Origin of the sequence: Flavilitoribacter nigricans DSM 23189 = NBRC 102662 (genome assembly GCF_002646595.1) — a bacterium.
Taxonomy (GTDB): Bacteria; Bacteroidota; Bacteroidia; order Chitinophagales; family Saprospiraceae; genus Flavilitoribacter; species Flavilitoribacter nigricans.
Map to the genome: position 1 here is coordinate 17,151 of NZ_PDUD01000017.1, position 17,290 is coordinate 34,440.

Annotated in this window: 15 protein-coding genes; 5 read left to right on the forward strand and 10 right to left on the reverse strand. The window is 52.0% G+C overall.

The window, feature by feature from the left end; all coding sequences use genetic code 11:
• Window positions 1-106 precede the first annotated feature (106 nt).
• The 10 genes from CRP01_RS09320 to CRP01_RS09365 form a co-directional block, all read right to left on the reverse strand.
• Window positions 107-1,282, reverse strand: coding sequence for a DUF2268 domain-containing putative Zn-dependent protease (locus tag CRP01_RS09320; protein WP_099149760.1), 1,176 nt, complete (start codon window positions 1,280-1,282; stop codon window positions 107-109).
• An 86-nt stretch (window positions 1,283-1,368) separates the two neighbouring features.
• On the reverse strand, window positions 1,369-2,286 hold the full coding sequence (locus CRP01_RS09325; protein WP_099149761.1) for a hypothetical protein: 918 nt from the start codon (window positions 2,284-2,286) through the stop codon (window positions 1,369-1,371).
• 20 nt (window positions 2,287-2,306) lie between these two features.
• Window positions 2,307-3,230, reverse strand: a complete 924-nt coding sequence (locus CRP01_RS09330) for a GIN domain-containing protein (protein ID WP_143473340.1) — start codon at window positions 3,228-3,230, stop codon at window positions 2,307-2,309.
• On the reverse strand, window positions 3,217-3,588 hold the full coding sequence (locus CRP01_RS09335) for a GntR family transcriptional regulator (RefSeq protein ID WP_099149763.1): 372 nt from the start codon (window positions 3,586-3,588) through the stop codon (window positions 3,217-3,219). The genes CRP01_RS09330 and CRP01_RS09335 overlap by 14 nt, the downstream gene beginning before the upstream one ends.
• Before the next feature lies 1 nt (window position 3,589).
• Complete coding sequence (locus CRP01_RS09340) at window positions 3,590-4,417, reverse strand: hypothetical protein (RefSeq protein WP_099149764.1); 828 nt, start codon at window positions 4,415-4,417, stop codon at window positions 3,590-3,592.
• On the reverse strand, window positions 4,407-5,258 hold the full coding sequence (locus tag CRP01_RS09345) for an ABC transporter ATP-binding protein (RefSeq protein ID WP_222845683.1): 852 nt from the start codon (window positions 5,256-5,258) through the stop codon (window positions 4,407-4,409). The genes CRP01_RS09340 and CRP01_RS09345 overlap by 11 nt, the downstream gene beginning before the upstream one ends.
• A 400-nt stretch (window positions 5,259-5,658) precedes the next feature.
• Window positions 5,659-6,072, reverse strand: coding sequence for an EVE domain-containing protein (locus CRP01_RS09350; protein ID WP_099149765.1), 414 nt, complete (start codon window positions 6,070-6,072; stop codon window positions 5,659-5,661).
• Between the two features lie 69 nt (window positions 6,073-6,141).
• Window positions 6,142-6,699: an RNA methyltransferase gene (locus tag CRP01_RS09355; RefSeq protein WP_099149766.1), complete on the reverse strand. Its 558-nt coding sequence runs from the start codon at window positions 6,697-6,699 to the stop codon at window positions 6,142-6,144.
• Window positions 6,700-6,800: 101 nt separating this feature from the next.
• The gene (locus CRP01_RS09360; RefSeq protein WP_099149767.1) at window positions 6,801-8,201 is read right to left on the reverse strand and encodes a hypothetical protein; all 1,401 of its coding nucleotides are present in this window, start codon (window positions 8,199-8,201) and stop codon (window positions 6,801-6,803) included.
• Between the two features lie 61 nt (window positions 8,202-8,262).
• Complete coding sequence (locus CRP01_RS09365; protein ID WP_099149768.1) at window positions 8,263-9,900, reverse strand: CTP synthase; 1,638 nt, start codon at window positions 9,898-9,900, stop codon at window positions 8,263-8,265.
• Between the two features lie 351 nt (window positions 9,901-10,251).
• On the opposite strand from CRP01_RS09365, the gene CRP01_RS09370 reads away from it, so the two are divergent.
• The 5 genes from CRP01_RS09370 to CRP01_RS09390 all read left to right on the forward strand — a co-directional run bounded on the left by CRP01_RS09370 (window position 10,252) and on the right by CRP01_RS09390 (window position 17,262).
• Complete coding sequence (locus tag CRP01_RS09370) at window positions 10,252-11,235, forward strand: aspartyl protease family protein (RefSeq protein ID WP_099149769.1); 984 nt, start codon at window positions 10,252-10,254, stop codon at window positions 11,233-11,235.
• 385 nt (window positions 11,236-11,620) lie between these two features.
• Window positions 11,621-11,959, forward strand: a complete 339-nt coding sequence (locus CRP01_RS09375; protein ID WP_099149770.1) for an arsenosugar biosynthesis-associated peroxidase-like protein — start codon at window positions 11,621-11,623, stop codon at window positions 11,957-11,959.
• Between the two features lie 81 nt (window positions 11,960-12,040).
• Window positions 12,041-13,114, forward strand: coding sequence for an arsenosugar biosynthesis radical SAM (seleno)protein ArsS (gene arsS / locus CRP01_RS09380; RefSeq protein WP_099149771.1), 1,074 nt, complete (start codon window positions 12,041-12,043; stop codon window positions 13,112-13,114).
• 9 nt (window positions 13,115-13,123) lie between these two features.
• Window positions 13,124-13,831 (forward strand): TIGR04282 family arsenosugar biosynthesis glycosyltransferase, encoded by a 708-nt coding sequence (locus CRP01_RS09385; protein ID WP_099149772.1) that lies wholly within the window; start codon window positions 13,124-13,126, stop codon window positions 13,829-13,831.
• A gap of 221 nt (window positions 13,832-14,052) precedes the next feature.
• Window positions 14,053-17,262, forward strand: coding sequence for a SusC/RagA family TonB-linked outer membrane protein (locus CRP01_RS09390; protein WP_099149773.1), 3,210 nt, complete (start codon window positions 14,053-14,055; stop codon window positions 17,260-17,262).
• The last annotated feature ends 28 nt before the right edge of the window (window positions 17,263-17,290 follow it).

Below are 17,290 nucleotides of genomic sequence, written 5' to 3' on the forward strand. Positions count from 1 at the left end.
ACAGATCTACTACCTTAAGCTTTAGCTTAGGTAATACATAACCATTCATCCCGAATTTCGGCAGTGCTGAAATTCGGGATGTTTGTTTTGGGAATGCCCCATCCGGTCAACGGGTGGAAAACCGCACTTCATAATCCTCCAGTGGATATCCGAGCTCGTTCTTAAATCCCTTCCCCGTAACCTTAAAACCGTACCTTTTATCCGGTTCGAGTTTGATCTTCAGGCGGAACGACTTCATATCTTCGGAATATCCAATGATATCTACCAAAGGAAAGGCGATCTGATCTTCCCGCAAAGGGGAAAAGGAACTGCCATGCATGGGTTGTTCAAAGTGTAAGGTGAGCTCGGTCAGTGAAGCATCTACTTCCCCGCAATCGTTAGGAAAAGGAGCGACATTTGCCACTCTGGGAGTAAGGAATTCATTAAACAGCTCGCTTTCCTTCATTAAGGTGAGGTAATCCGTATTGTTCAGTATTCGATTGATCGCCAGTTGCTTATCCGTATTTTTGGCATAAATTGAGGCCGCGATTTTGTACCCAACCCAATAGCCGATGTCCTTCGGGCGGTCCTCACTCCCGCTATTGTACAACCAGCCCGAGTAATCAAAGCGGTCCATTTCCTGCACAAATTCCCGCAGGAGCCTATCCTGGTGCTCTTCGCAGTAACGATATAAAGTCGGGTTGGCCAAGGTGCCCGTTATCAGTTCGGCCAAAAAGTCTGCGCTTCCTTCAACAATGGCCTGTTCGAGCAGGGTATACTGCCGGTCCAGGCGATTCTGCTGAAAATGAATACTCTCGTGAATAAGCAGGAAGGGTAAATTTGCGGCATCCTCCAGGCGTTCAACACCGATGATCAGCCCACGATCGGAAGCGGTCCCTCCGGAATTGAAGCTACCGATAACGAAATATACAGGAGGGAATTGGACATATGGGTACCACTCCTTCAGCTTCTGGTAGTAAGGCAGCATGGTTTCCGGGGCAAAGGTAAAGTGGCGCATTTTAAGATAATCGGCTTTACGCTGACGCACTTTTTCCAACAGGTTTTCTGCACTTACGATACGATTAGGAACGAAGTCCTGCAGGCCCGTGGTTCCGGAGTTGATATAGGTCTCGAACGGATTTTCATCCCTGATCTCCATAGCATCAAAAGCGGTCCAAAACCGGTGGAGGTCCTCCAGGATGAATTCGGCCCGGGCGGGATCCCTGGTAAACCCATTTTCCTGAGCGCATACGAATTCCAGGCTGATCCAGAAGATCAGTACATAAACTATTATTATTCTCATTGAATTAGTGTGTAAAGTTAATGATGATACGGTCCCCTAGCAGGGGCGTATAGCGGTGATCGCCTACCTTCGAAAAGATACCGACTCTACTGAATACGGCCGGCCTTGACCAGTCGTCCCGGTCCTCTCTCCCGTTTCTTGGTTACCGGGTTTCCCTGATAAAGTACATCCGTCCAGCCGTCCATATCCGCATGTAAAAATGTTTCGGCCCTGACCTTTATCAGTCCGTCCGGTTGATTGAACCCGCTTCGGGTGTATACCCGTACACTATCGGCAGCAAGCCGGTAAGTATCCCCGTGGAAATAGGTATCGCGATGGTTGATCACCAAAGATCGGCAGCGCCCACTTATATAAGCCCGGGAGGAGTTATTCTGGAAATTATTTTCATCGGCCGACACCTCCAAGACATCCGTTTCAAGGTGGAGCTGGGCCATTCCCCCATTTTCGAGATGCAATTGAAACTGCGCGGCTTGCAGTGGCGGCTTCTCTCCGATCTGAGTTAAAATATGCGGATCGTTCCCGGGGACATCTTCGAACCGACGTCCTTTGTCAAAAGGGGAAATATTGAGCACATCGCCGTAACCGCTGACTGTGACCCCCTGCAGGTGTTGTGCGGAGGCCAATACGTAATCCTGCATATTGAACACCGTGTTTCCCGGTATACCGTCGGGATGCTCATATCTTACGAATAGGGTGTCGTTAGTGATCTCCATCTGTATATGATTGGCAACCACCGGATTGAGGCATCGGGATATCGCCTGTCCGTCGCTTTCCGTATCCAGGTAAAGAGGCGAAAAGTTGGTCCAGATATGGTGATAAGTTCCCGAAATCGAGTCCATAATTCTGGGAATGGCTTCATGATCAGACAGAGACAGCTCCCTGTTCAGTTGCCCATTTTCGGGGGCTTTCGCCTCCAGATGGGGTACCAGATAGGCCGAATAACTCAGGGTGGCGAGCCCGAGCAGTGCCAAGGTGATGAGTATAAATTTATTGCTGGTCTTCATAATTCTTTAGTTTTTGGCGATCACCAATAGCGATTGGCATTGATCACCCGGCCGCCATAGCGCTCCGATTTCTTAATCCGGGGCGCACCCTGGAAAAGTACATTGGCCCACCCGTTGAGCTCCGCTTCCAGGTAATTGTTAGCGTTTACCCGGAAGTTGGCATCAGCTCCATCCATGCGATCATCGGAGTTGACGGTAACGGTATCCGCCCGTAGCTGATAAGCATCGAATTTAAGGTGGGCATTTCGGTGATCGATCCGCAGCTCGGAACAGTTGCCGCGCAGGGCAATTTCGGTGAAGTGATTCTGAAAAGCAGCACCCACAATATCTACATCGAGGTAACTATTTTTAAGATAGAGGTCAGCAGCACCTCCATTTCGGAAAAGCAGATCAATATTATTCACGATCGGCACCGGAAAATTTTGCCAGGTTTCCGGCTGATCCGGATGAAAAGGAAATACGCGATGGTCATTTCGGATGGAAGCATTGCCCACCCGGCCTTTTCCCACAATTTCTACGCCACGTAGTTTTTTGGCAGGTACGTGAACAACAACCAGTACGCTCGTAGTATCGTCGGACGGAGCAGGCATCATCAATGCGTTGTTGTGTCGGATAAATAGGGTGTCGCGCTCAACAATGAAATCAACCTTTCCGAAGGAGTATCCATGCCAGCCCGCCTGACTTAAATACTTTAGCACCCGGGTGTCTTCCCTGGAATCGAGGATTACTTCCGGGAAATTGGTCCAGAGGTAATGAAAATCAGCGTGGAAAGTATCCGGCAGCATTCCATAATCCAGATTAAATCCATCCGGGGATAACGGATTATTGCCCGGTATTTCCTTTTTCACCAATGCCAGATGTGGCCGCAGATAAAAGGAATAGGAGAACATACCGATTACTATGGCCATTAGCGATAGTAAGAGTAGTTTATTACTGTTTTTCATACGGATATAATTTTTGGTGGAGCGCTTCCAGTTCTTCGAAGTCGATTCGCAACAGGTCCATGTTTTTAAAAAGTGCAGGAAGTTCTTCCTCGATAAATACTTCCTTTTGGAAATTATAGGCCCTGGTACGCGCATCTTCGGCGATAAAGTATCCAATACCGCGCTGGTTGTAAATGATATCCAGATCGCTCAGAAAACTGTAAGTCCGCACCACCGTGTTAGGATTAACCTCCACTTCTGCGGCCATATCCCGAACCGACGGAATGCGGTCACCGGCCTGGAGTTCACCCGAAAGCACGTTCTCCAACAAATAATCGGCGATCTGTCGATAGATCGGTTTTTGTGTTTTAAACTCCATATCAGAGTTGTTTCTCCTTTAATTTCAGATAACTGATCAACATGGCCATCGGGAACAGGAACAGCCCAAAGATCATTTTAAAACGGAAGGGATATTGACTGCTCAGGTAAGATTGAAATTCGGGCTCAATGCACAATTGAAAACCCGAAGTAGTAGCCGTTGCCGCCAGATCCCGGACTTCCTCCGAAAGGGCCGGCATCAGGGTGTACAGTCCGAATTGATAGATCAGGATACAAAGGCCCAGTACTCCGGCCACCATAAGCGCGGTTCTGATCAGTGAAAACCGGGGAACCCAGACCGCTCCCAGGAAGAATATGGATTGCACCAGCACATACATGAAAAACCATTGCCAGATCCAGGGATCACTCAACGGCAGGTGGACCATTTCAAAACCCATACCCAAAAACCGCTGGTAAGTATACTGCGCAAACAATTGGTAAACCACAGTCAGGATCAGCGGAAAGAGCAAAGCGGAAAGCACCCATTTGCTCATCCATTTTTCCAGATTAGTAGCCGGTAAGGCCAGAAAGAACTGCCGGGAAGCGGAGCCACGCAACTCCCAGAATACCAAACTGGTAAAGATCAGTCCGCCGACCATCAGGTAGGCCGGAAAAAAGCTGATGTGGAATTTTGCCGAGCTCCTCCACTGATCGGCCAGGTAGGTTACATCTTGTCGGGTCATGCTGCTGTCCTCTACCAATACCGTAAAGACCAGTACGCCCAATACGAGCAGCCCACTAATGAGCAGCAGATTGCGCAACCAGGTATTTTTCAGATCAGACACCAGCAAATGCCCCATTCGCTGGAAATTCAGGTGCTTATCGTACATACAGTTGGGTATTAAAAAGTTCGCGAAAAGATTGCGGAGCGTTGATGATGGCATTGAACAGGATCTCCACATCCGCTTCCAGGGAGTCTTCAAATCCGGCCCGCCGGATGGTGTAATAGCCGCCGGGCACCCGCTCGTAGTACAGGACGCCGGGGTCTTCCGGTTCGCGGTAACTGATACCAAAGTGCAATCGCTCCATGATATCCACCAGATTTTCCTGAAAAATGATCCGGCCATCTTCAAGCACGATCAGGGTATCAATGAGGCTCTGCAGGTCACGCACCTGATGGGTAGAGAGGATAAAGATTCGATCCTCCCGGATGTGGCGGGCCAAAGTAGATCGGAACAGCTTTTTAGAAGGAATGTCCAGCCCATTGGTTGGCTCGTCCAGAAGCAGCACCCGGGCGTTGGTCGCCAGCCCAAAGGCCAGTAATGCCTTCTTCTTTTGCCCCAGGGAAATACGGTTGAGCCGGGCATCTGCATCCAGATCGAATTCAGCGACCAACTGCCCGTATTGCTCCCAATCGAAATTCGGATAAAAGGGAGCGTAGGTTTTAGCAAAATCCCAGACGGTCAGGTTGGGCAGGAACATCGACTCGGAGATCATAAAGCAATCCTGCAAAAAAGCCGGTTCACGATCCTTTGGCTGAAAAGAGAGCACGTTTACCTGACCACTATCCGGAAATAATAAACCCTGAATGATGTTTAACAGGGATGATTTACCGGCACCGTTTTTTCCCAGCAAACCATAAATGGTGCCCGGGGCCAGGTGGAGATCGAGGTCCTCAAACAAGAGCGCGCGTTTTCGGTACCCAAATCTTAGCTTTTCAATATTGATCATCAGCTATGTTTTAGTGTACTATTCAACTAATACACTGCAAACATAAAGCAAAATAGTGTACTAGTCAAGTGGTACACGTTAAAAAGTGGAAACGTTGGAAGGTTAAAATGTGGAAAAGTTGGAAGGTGGAAAAGTGGAAACGTTAGTGATCAGGTAACTATCGCTGAATGGGTAAGCTGAATTTGAAGAAGTGTTGTAGTTACTGTATATTTTTATTTTGGTCACCGAAAATCAATTGATAATCAAACCATTAATAGCCGAAGAAACCAGTTAGCCATACTTACGGAATCATTACTTTATGTAGAAAAAGGTGTCCAAAGCAAAGAAAGCCTATCAACTACCTGGTCAGGTTCCAAACACCCAACCTTAACACTTTCACACCTCAACACTTTAACACATTTCACACCTCCGTCTCCCCCATCCGCAGGATCAGATCAAAAGCTTTCTTGGGGATCGGCATCACGGACAGGCGTCCGATACGCACCAGCGGGATCTCCGACAAAGCAGGCGTGGCCTTGATAGCCTTGAGCGAAACGGGCTGGTTAAAAGCCTTTACCGGTACCAGATCCACCACGGACCAGTCGCCCTTTTCGGCGGTGGGATCGGGATAGGCTTCCCGGACCACTTTGGCGATACCGACAACGGCCAGTCCTTTGCGACTGTGATAATACAGGACCAGATCCCCTACCCTCATTTCCCGCAGGTGGTTACGAGCCGCATAGTTGCGTACGCCCTCCCACATGGCCTTCCCGTCGCGGACGAGATCATCGTAGCTGTATTCAAAAGGTTCGGATTTTACCAGCCAGTATTTCATGTATTTTCGTTTATGGTTCGTTGGATTTCAAATGATGCGAACTGCCGGACTTGCAAGCATTTAGACTTTCTAAGTTTCTAAATTTAGAAAGTCTTTACCATATTTCCACTGCCGAAACAACTCCCACACGACTACCCCTACACAAACCGAAATATTCAGCGAATGTTTGGTGCCGAATTGGGGGACTTCCAGCGCACCGTCCACCTCCGCCAGCGTAGCTTCATCCACGCCCTGCACTTCGTTGCCGAAGACCAGCGCCACGGGGACCTGATCGGTCCACCGAAATTCCGCCAGCGAGGTACTGCCTTCTACCTGTTCGATGGCCAGCACCCGGTATCCGTCTTCCCGCAAACGACGCACGGCCGCTGCTGTATCTTCCGCGTATTCCCATTCCATGGATTCCGTAGCGCCCAGGGCCGTTTTGAGGATCTCTCGGTGAGGAGGCCTGGCGGTGATCCCGCACAGGAAGACCTTTTGCAAAGCAAAGGCATCGGCCGTCCGGAATGCCGAGCCCACGTTCAGCGCCGAACGTACATTATCCAGTATGAGCACCAGTGGGGTCTTGGGCTGTGCTTTAAAGGCGTCTATATCCGCCCGGCCCAGTTCCTCCATGCTGAGTTTTCGCATTTGGCTATAAATTGTTGAATTGGCCCCTAATTACACGAAATATCGGGAATAATCAAAATCAGGGCCGGCAAAGTTAGTCGCCTGAATCGGCTTAGATACCCCTACAGCTTCCGGTCGGGCCGTGCGTAGAGGGTGATAAAAACGCCCAATTTTTGAAAATGCGCCACCGCTTCCCAGTCGCGTTGTAGCCCATCGATCTCCTCATCGGAAAAATCGTTCATTACATTGCTGTAAAGAATGTAGCGGTCAGCCTGAAGATCTTTTTCTCTAAAGCCCGAATTCCGGCCGGAAAGATCGCGATCGCTCAGCGGGCCGATCTCCGGGAAGGCCGTGCCCACTGCTTCCAGAGCGATATCCGCTGCATCCAGATAGTCCAGCATTTGTTCCCGCAGCGAATAGTAGGGCCAGTGCGCCAGGGTAGCATCCCACCCCTGAGCGATGCGCTGGGGATAGATCCAGGCATTCCCCGTCAGCATGGCCAACAGCATTAACCCGAGGAAAAACCGGCGCAACCGGACATTCGGCAGACGATCCAGACCAATGATCACGCAGAAACTGAACGTCAGAAAAACCGGCAACAAATAACGGTGGGCCTGTAAACCGCGGTACATTAAAAAACTGATACTCAGCATAATTCCCAGACAGCACAATAGCACAACTGGCTGCGGCATTTTACGTTCCGCTTCCCCTGCCACCGGCCTGCCCAACAACTTACCGATCGTTTTCCGTTGGCGATACAGGAGATAAAACGCCGGCAGCCAGAGCAGTAAGCGGCCGTAATCCAGCCAGCGCCATCCCAGGATCGCCAGATTACGGAGTACACCGGCGGGGCCCAACCGGTCAAAACTGGGCGCCCAGGGTGAATCCGGATGGTAAGCGATCCAGCCCGTCTGACGGTAATGGATCCAGAGGAACAGGGCACTGAATAAAGCTGCCGGAAGATAGGGCCGGGCGATAAGCCACCAATCCCACCACCGGAATCGGCGCAGGCTCGGCCAGCCTACAATACACTGGTAGAGAACCAGTTCGGCCACTACCATCATTCCCCGCATACTGACGGCGGCCAGGCCCAGAGCCGCGACAGCAAGCCATCCTCTTTGCCCGTACCAGATACTGTTCAGGGCCAGCAGAAAGAAAAAAGTCAGCACCAGGTCCGGGCTTACCAGGACGCTCTGACCGAGCAGTACCGGATCCAGTAACAGGATGAAAAGCAGCCAGTAAGCGGAAATATGCCGAAGCCAGCAGTGGCTCAGTCGGACGAGTTGCCAAACAATGCCGACCAGAAAGGGAAACATCGCCCAGTGACTGACCGCCAGGCTTTTACCGAACAGTTGCCAGACCAGGGCGAGGTACCAGCCAAATACCGGCGGATGCCCACTGTCCAAAGACTCGGGTAGTAAGCACGAGGCGAAGTTGTTATGGTAAAACCACTGCCCATGTCTCCCTGCAAACTGAACGGTATCCCAAAAAAAGATATGATCCTGACCCAGCCAGGTAAGCATGGCCAAAAACAGGATGGCTAACCATCCTGCTTTTGACGAGGAAATAGCAGCAAAAGAACCGCTATTTTTCTTCCTTTTTGTGATTTGAGTCATACTTATGCGCTGAGCAGGCGGCCACGAAGGCCACAAAGAGCGGATGGGGCGCCTCTACCCTACTTTTTAACTCGGGATGGAACTGTACGCCCACAAAGTACGGATGGTCTTTCATCTCCACGATCTCCACCAGCCCGGATTCCGGATTGATACCGGAAGCGATCAGACCGGCCTTTTCCATATCCGCCAGGTACTTGTTATTGAATTCGTAGCGGTGTCGGTGCCGCTCTTCAATTTTCAGTGTACCGTAGATCTGGTGGGCTCTGGATTTGCGTTTGAGTTCGCACTTGTACGCTCCCAGACGCATGGTGCCGCCCTTTTTGGTTACCGCTTTCTGTTCCTCCATCAGATCGATGATGGCGTGCTCGGTATCCGGCTCCACTTCCGAAGAAGCTGCATTTTCGATACCCAGTACATGCCGGGCGTATTCTACTACTGCACACTGCATACCGAGGCAGATCCCGAAGAACGGGATGTTATTCTCCCGCACGTATTTTACGGCCCGGATCTTTCCTTCGATGCCCCGCTCCCCGAAACCGGGAGCGACCAGAATACCGTCCATTTCAGAAAGTCGCTTGGCCAGCGCTTCGTCGGTGCCTTCCAGTTGCTCGGAGTGCACCGGTTCGACGATCACTTTACATTCGTTGACCGCGCCGGCGTGTACGAAGGCTTCGTAGATAGATTTGTAGGCATCCTGGAGTTCGTTGTATTTACCAACCAGTCCGATCCGGATCTCGCGCGTAGGGTTCTTCAGTTTACCCAGGAAGTTCTTCCAGATCTTGAGATTGGGCTCCTTGCGGTCCTTCAACCGCAATTTGGTGATCACCGTGGTGTCCAGTTTTTCCTTGAGCATCAGGAGCGGTACATCGTAGATCGTCTCCGCATCCATCGCCTCGATCACGGAACCTACGTCCACGTTGCAGAACAGCGCCAGTTTCCGACGGATGTCCATGCCGATCGGATGCTCCGTACGACAGACCAGAATATCCGGCTGGATCCCCGTGTTCAGCAGTTCCTTAACGGAGTGCTGCGTCGGTTTGGTTTTCAGTTCCTTAGCGGCCCGCAGATAGGGGATCAGGGTCAGGTGGATCACCAGACAGTTGTCCGAACCGAGTTCCCAGCGCAATTGCCGCAGAGATTCCAGATACGGTAGGGACTCAATATCGCCGACCGTACCGCCCAGTTCCGTGATCACAATATCGTAATCGTTGGAAGTGCCCAGCAACTGAACGCGGTACTTGATCTCGTCGGTAATGTGGGGAACCACCTGCACCGTTTTTCCGAGATAATCGCCGGCGCGTTCCTTATTGATCACCGTCTGGTAGATACGTCCCGTGGTGACATTATTCGCCTGTGAAGTGGAAATATTCAGAAAACGCTCGTAGTGACCCAGGTCCAGATCGGTCTCTGCCCCGTCATCCGTCACATAGCATTCTCCGTGCTCATAAGGGTTGAGCGTACCGGGATCCACATTGATATATGGATCGAATTTTTGAATGGTTACTGAAAAACCTCTGGCCTGAAGTAGTTTGGCCAAAGATGCTGAAATGATCCCTTTTCCCAGGGATGAAGTTACGCCGCCCGTAACAAAGATGTATTTCGTCATGGTAATATTTTGCCTTTCCAATGTTACGGGACACAAAGATAGACATACAACAGGGATTTCGAACCAATAAATCAGACCTTTTTCCTGCCTTTTTACAAGCAACTAACTATCAATTCCTTACCCATTAAATTTATCTAAACGAGAACCTTATGTTAATTTAATGTAAACTAATTTTAAACTTAAAGTTAACCTTATGTTTTTTATTTGTAAATTTATCGTTAATTAAAGTAACGATTACCAACCTCAGCACATATACACAAAAGCCCAACCACCTCCCATAAAACCAATCGGCTCCTCAGAAACCGGAGCTGGTGGTCTGAATTTGATTGTAGAACCGGAAATGTGTGGATTATGAAATGGACTACCAATACAACCAAAACAACTTATAGCATAACTAATCTGGGCCGCAGTCTGGCTGCCGGCCTCTTCCTTGTCGCCTTAGTGCTTCTGAACGGCAGCTCGACGTATGCCCAAAGTTCGATCGCCTACCTGCGCACGGCCGCCGTGGCCGAAAGCTACCACGTACTGCCCAAAAAAAGCGAACACCTCATTCCCTTCGAACTGGTTCGGGGCATGATCGTTATGCAGGCCAGCATCGAGCAGCAACCGGGGCACTTCATCCTGGACACCGGTGCCCCGCTGATGGTGATCAACGACGAGCCGAAGGTACCTTCCCGGCTTGCCGCCAGCTTTAAACAGGAGATTCAGGTCGGAGAGACCATTATCCAGGATTTTGACTGGGCGGGCGTGGAAGAACGCAAACTCGACGCTTTAGTCCTGGATATCAGTCATTTGGAGAACGCCTTCCAGCGTCCGCTAAAAGGGATGATCGGCTTCAATGCACTGAAGGATTACGAATTGTTCTTCAATTACGAAGACCAGTTCGTGCTGCGCTATCCCGCCGGGAAAAACGATCTGCACCGCAACAGCAAGCCGCTGCACAGTATTCCCTTCCAGTTGCTTGACCATCTGCCCGTCATCACCGTAAAGATCGGCAAGAAGAAATTCCGTTTCGGTCTGGATACCGGCGCCTGCGCCAATCTGGTGGATCGTGGAGTACTCGAAGCCCTCGAGGCCGACGAGATCACGGCACTGCCGGATGAAGAAGTGCAGGGTCTGGATCAGACCGTCAACCGCGTAAAGGCCGTTGAGGCCAGATTAGTGCAGGTAAAAGGACTGGATGTGCAGGAACTGAAATTCCTGGCAACGGACATGCCCGAACTGCATTCCGACGAAGGGATCGTGCTCAACGGACTACTCGGCTACTCCTTTCTGAGCCGGATGAAATTTTCCATCAATTACCAAAAGCAACGGATCTACGTCTGGGAAGAATAGAGCGAACCGGATACTGGCCGGGAGGAATATTGCGCATTGCGGCCATTCCTCCCTGTCGGTCTTTCCATCCACCGGCCGAAACGCTTCCAATCCTTGGGCAACGCCTTAATTTGCCTACCCCCTGCCAGCGACCATCCCGGTTGCCAGGCAGCTCAATACGTTGATTTAACAACTGTAAATCAGCAACTTACAAACAAATTCTTCTGCAGATCATCCAACACCACTGCGGTTCTCGTATATATTCCAAAACTAATTTCTTACCGGAACGTTAAGACGATGCCCCTAACTGTCGTCAAGGGTTCGATTAATAATTATTCTTAATAAGGATCGGGCATTTTTGACTACTTTGGCGGCCATTCTATTCATTTTTTTAAAACCATCACTTATGAGTCAAGATGCTTATTTCCAGCCGGGTGATCTCAAAAAGTTCGGACAGATCACCGAGTGGCAGGAAGAAATGGGTAAAAAGTTTTTCGATTACTACAACAGCGTTTTTCAGGAAGGCGCCCTGACCGAACGGGAAAAAGCCCTTATCGCCCTGGCGGTAGCCCATACCGTACAGTGTCCATACTGTATTGATGCCTACAGCAGCGCCTGCCTGACCAAAGGAGCGGACGAGGAACAAATGATGGAAGCCGTGCATGTGGCTGCAGCCATCCGCAGCGGCTCTTCCCTGGTGTTCGGCGTACAGATGATGAACCACGTGAAAAAGGTGAGCATGTGACCCGGTTTCGAACCGCCTCGGCTCCAGAAGTCGGGCTAAGGACCAAATTACCAGATCATCCAATCACTAAATCATCAAAAAGTGGGTATTAAACAAAAAACAAAATCACTCCGGGCCAAGGGCGATCAGCTTTCGGACACTTTTTTCCAGCTTCAGGTACTGAACGGGAAAGAGATGATCGACGCCGAATTCCCGAAATTCTCGGAGCAGGTTAAAGAATTGGGGTACCGCCCCCTGCAACCGGTAGATCCGGAGATCTTCCAGATCAATATCGGAAAACTGTGCAACCAGACCTGCGCACACTGCCACGTAGACGCCGGGCCGGATCGCAAGGACGAGCAAATGTCCCGCAGGGATCTGGAACGCTGTCTGGAAATTATCGGCTCCGTACCGAGCATTCATACCGTAGACATCACAGGTGGAGCGCCGGAAATGAACGAGCACTTCCGCTGGTTCGTGGAGGAATGCACCAAATTGGGTAAAAAGGTCATGGATCGCTGTAATCTGACCATTATCATGGCCAACAAGAAGTACCACGATCTACCGGAATTTTTCCGTAAAAACCAGGTACACGTCGTTTCCAGTCTGCCGTATTTCAGTAAAAGCCGTACCGACAGTCAACGCGGCGACGGAGTTTTCGAAGATTCGATCGCAGCCCTGAAAAAGCTCAACGAGGCGGGCTACGGCATGCCGGACACCGGTCTGCTACTCGATCTGGTCTACAACCCGAGCGGCGCCTTTCTGCCGGCCGGACAGGCCACGCTGGAAGCCGAATTCAAACGCCAGTTGAAGCGCAAATATGACATCAGCTTCAACCAACTGTACGCGATCACCAATCTCCCGATCAGTCGTTTCCTGGATTACCTCCTGGAATCCGATAATTACCGGGACTACATGCAAACCCTCATCGAAGCGTTCAATCCCGGAACGGTCGAAGGCTTAATGTGCCGGAATACCATCAGCGTCAGCTGGGACGGGTATATCTACGATTGCGATTTCAACCAGATGCTGGACCTCAAGGTAGCGGCTCCGGCTAGTCAGCACATCAACGATTTTGACCTGAAGGCGCTCCAGGAGCGATCCATTGTCCTCAATCAACACTGCTACGGCTGCACCGCCGGTGCCGGCTCCAGTTGCGGTGGCGAAATCTCCTAGTCCAACATTTTGCAGAAGCTGTCGCAACATACCGCCATTCTCATCTTTTCCCGGACCGCCCGGGAGGAGGCACACGTCAAACAGTTCGGGCGTCACTTGTCGGCTGCGCAAAACCTTAAGATCGCGCAACTGCTCATCCGGCGTACCCGGCGTATGGCCAAACGCACCCGTCTGCCGGTTTTCACGGTAAGCGGAGGCCAGCAACGTGGGCGTACTTTCGGCCAGCGTTTTACTAATGCCATCGCGGATGTTTTCGACAAGGGATACGATCAGGTCATTACCATCGGTTCGGATTGCCCGGCCCTTACACCGCAGATCCTCCTGGATGCGCAGCAGCAACTGCAGCGGGGTAAGATCGTAACGGGAGCCGATCACAGCGGAGGTATCTACTTCCTGGGTATTTCCCGCCAACATTTTCTCCGGCAAACCCTCGCCAATATTCCCTGGCAGAGCGGGCAGGACTTCGATAGCATCCGGCAATACGCCGACCAGTTGCAGATCGAACTGGCCGCCGGCAGTATGCTGATCGATGTGGATGATGCCCGGGATCTGAAAAGAGTTGTTCAGGGGGGGCATGCCAACTGCGATCTGCTTAAAAAGCTACGTCAGCTCCTACAGTACGCCAGAATTTCGGTCTCCTGCCCGGTCTGGTTCCCTCAATTTGCATTTCCCAATGCCTGTGGCCTCCGCGGCCCGCCCGTCTATCCCGTCGGATAGTCCAATATCCAGTTTCACTGATCTTCTTTTTCTAACACCTTTTCCCGGCTTTCGCTACGGCAAAGATCCGGGTACTACCAATTATCCGTCACCGGCGGTTGTCCATTGGTCCCTGCATGCGGTATGCCATATGCACGCACAAGCCTGCGGCATTTCTCCCGGCACCGTCCTGCTTGCCATCGGGCTACCGCTTACGATACGGTAAACAATCTCCTAGTCTAATGAATAAATATACACTCCTAATTTTCCTGATCTGCCTGCTGAGTCGGCTGGCCGGCTGGGGTCAGGTAACCTTCAGCGGGCTCGTTACGGACAAGCTCAGCGGTGAGGCCCTGCCCTTTGTCAATGTTAGCAGTCAGGGTTCCAGCTTTGGTACCACTACTGATTCGGAAGGTCGCTACGAACTTACCCTCCAGGCGGTTCCTGAGGCGCTGATCTTTTCCTACGTGGGCTACGCCACGCGCACCGAACCGGTGGACGGACGCACCCAGATCAACATCAGTCTGGATGGTTCCACGACGGACCTGTCGGAAGTCGTGGTCACGGCGCTCGGCCTGAAACGCGATAAACGCGACCTGGGCTACGCGGTACAAAAACTCGATAATGAAGAACTTACCACCGTCCGACAGACCAACACCGCCGATGCCCTGGCCGGGCGGGTGGCCGGAGTACAGGTCACCCACGGCGGATCGGGGATCGGCTCTTCCACCCGGGTGGTGATCCGGGGCGAGACCTCCCTTTCCGGCAGTAATCAACCGTTGTTTGTGATCGACGGGATCCCGGTAAGTAATGAACTGCTGGCCAATCCGGTGGAGGGCTCCGAAGCCGGCTTCCAGGAAGTGGATTACGGAAACGGCTTCGCCGAGATCAGTGCGGATGATATTGAGTCCATCACGGTGCTGAAAGGTCCCGGAGCGGCCGCACTTTACGGCAACCGGGCGGCCGGCGGTGTGGTGGTGATCGAGACTAAAGACGGCAGCCAAGGCCAGGGGATCGGTGTGAGTATCAATAGCCAGGTAACCGTGGATCAAATATCCACCTACCCGCAGTATCAAAACGTCTACGGGCAGGGTTCCGGTGGCGTCTTTGCTTACGAAGACGGCTTCGGCGGCGGTATCGGCGATGGTGGTCTGGTCAGTTTCGGTCCGGAACTGAACGGTCAACTCATCCCGCAGTACGATAGTCCTTCCACCGATATCAACGGACAGCCGGTGAGAGCCGCCGATATTTTGGCGCGGGACGGCAATCCGATCACCGCGACCCCGTTTGTCGCGCATCCGGACAACGTCAAAAACTTCTTCGAGACGGGACTGACCTCCATCCAGAACATCGCGCTGAGCGGCGCTAATCCCTACGGCTCTTTTCGGGTTTCCTACAGCCGGTTGGACAACGAGGGCATTATCCCGAATACCGATCTGAAGCGCAACGGCCTTTCCCTGAGCGGCTCCTACCAGCTGAGCGAACGGCTGAGCGTCCGGGCCTTCGGTAACTTTATCAATTCTTCCAGTACCCACCGGCCGGCGCTGGGCTACGGCAGCGAGAACCTGTTCTACCTCTTTAGCTGGATGGGACGGCAGGTCAACCTGGAAAACACCCCCAACTACTGGCAGGCCGGCCAGCAGGGATTCCGGCAGTTTGGGTACAATTACCAGTGGCTGGACAATCCGTATTTTTCCGTCTACGAGAATACCAACGGCTTTTCCAAAGACCGGATCCTCGGCAACATCAGTCTGCAGTACGCCCTGAGTGATAAACTAAACCTGCGGTTCCGCAGCGGTATCGATTCCTACGACGATCTGCGGCAGGCCCGGAGAGCCTTCAGCACCCAGCGTTTTCCCAACGGCGCCTACAAGGAAGAAGAGGTGAGATACCAGGAAAGCAATCACGATCTGCTGCTCTCCTACCGGGACCAGATCGGCAGTGACTGGAATTTTAGTCTCGGCATCGGCGGCTACCAGTTCCGGCAAACGACCGGATTCAAAAGTACGATTGCCAATCAACTCTCGGTGCCGAATATCTACAACTTCGGGAACAGTAAGGTGCCCCTGGTCGTCTTTCAGGAAAATGCCCAAAAACGGATCAACAGCGTATACGGCATGGGCACGCTGAATTACCGCAATCGCTTTTTTCTGGATCTGACCCTGCGCAACGACTGGTCGAGTACCCTACCCGCCGATAATAATTCTTTTGCCTACTATTCGGCCTCTACCAGTCTGGTACTTTCGGAATTCCTGGCGCTTCCCAACTGGCTCACTTACGCCAAAGCCCGGCTGAGTCTGGCCAGTGTCGGTAATGACACCGATCCCTTACAACTTAATAATACGCTGGTCTTCAATCAGAATTACGGAGCCTTCCCCCTCCTGACCAACTCCGCTACCCTGCTCAATGCCCGCCTGCGGCCCGAGCGGATCAATGCCCTCGAGGGTGGGCTGGAACTTTGGTTCTTCAACGATCGCGTGGGCGTGGATCTGAGCTGGTATCGCAATGTGGCCAGCGATCAGATCATCGCCCTGCCGGCATCTGCGGCCAGCGGGTATACCGACCGGATCGTGAACGGCGGGAAGATCCGCTCCCAGGGACTAGAAGTAGTGCTGAACCTGGTGCCGGTGCGGACGCCCAGTTTCAGCTGGGAGACCTTCGTCAATTTCTCCCGGGGCAACAGCTATGTGGATGCCCTCCCGGAAGGTATTGACCGCTACGTGACGGGCTACACCCGGCTATACGCCAGCACGGAAAACTCCGTGTTCTACATCGCCGACCCCGACGGTGGCCGGATTGGTGACATGTACGGAACCGGCTTCCGCAAAACGGAGGACGGGCAGATCATTTACGGCGCGAACGGCCTGCCGATCCGCGATACCGAACTGCGTTATCTGGGCAATTACAATCCCGACTTTATCGTGGGTATGGGTAACCGTTTCAGTTACAAAAACTTCTCCCTCAATGTTTTGCTCGACTGGCGACAGGGCGGCGTGATCGTTTCGCGAATGCTGGCTATCGGTAGTACCTCCGGCGTACTGGAACACACCCTGGCTGGCCGGGAAACCGGTATCGTAGGCGAAGGCGTGGTCAATCAGGGCACGGAGGAGAGTCAGGAATACGTCCCCAATACCACTACGGTATCCGCCGCGGAATATTACAATCAATTTTACAACCGCGCCAACGAAGAAAGCGCCCTCTACGACGCTTCCTATCTGAAATTGCGCCAGGTGGGTATTCAGTATACCCTGCCGAAAAGCCTGACCCGCAGCTGGGGTGTGGAAGAAATCCGTGTGGGACTGGTGGGAAATAACCTGCTGATCTTCACCGAAAATCCGCATTTCGATCCCGAACTGAGCGCCATGCAGGGACGGAATTTTGCCTACGGCGTGGAGGATATGGCCTATCCCGGAACGCGTAGTTTCGGATTTAATCTGGGTCTGAAATTTTAACCCCATCTAACCCACAAAACGAAATTAT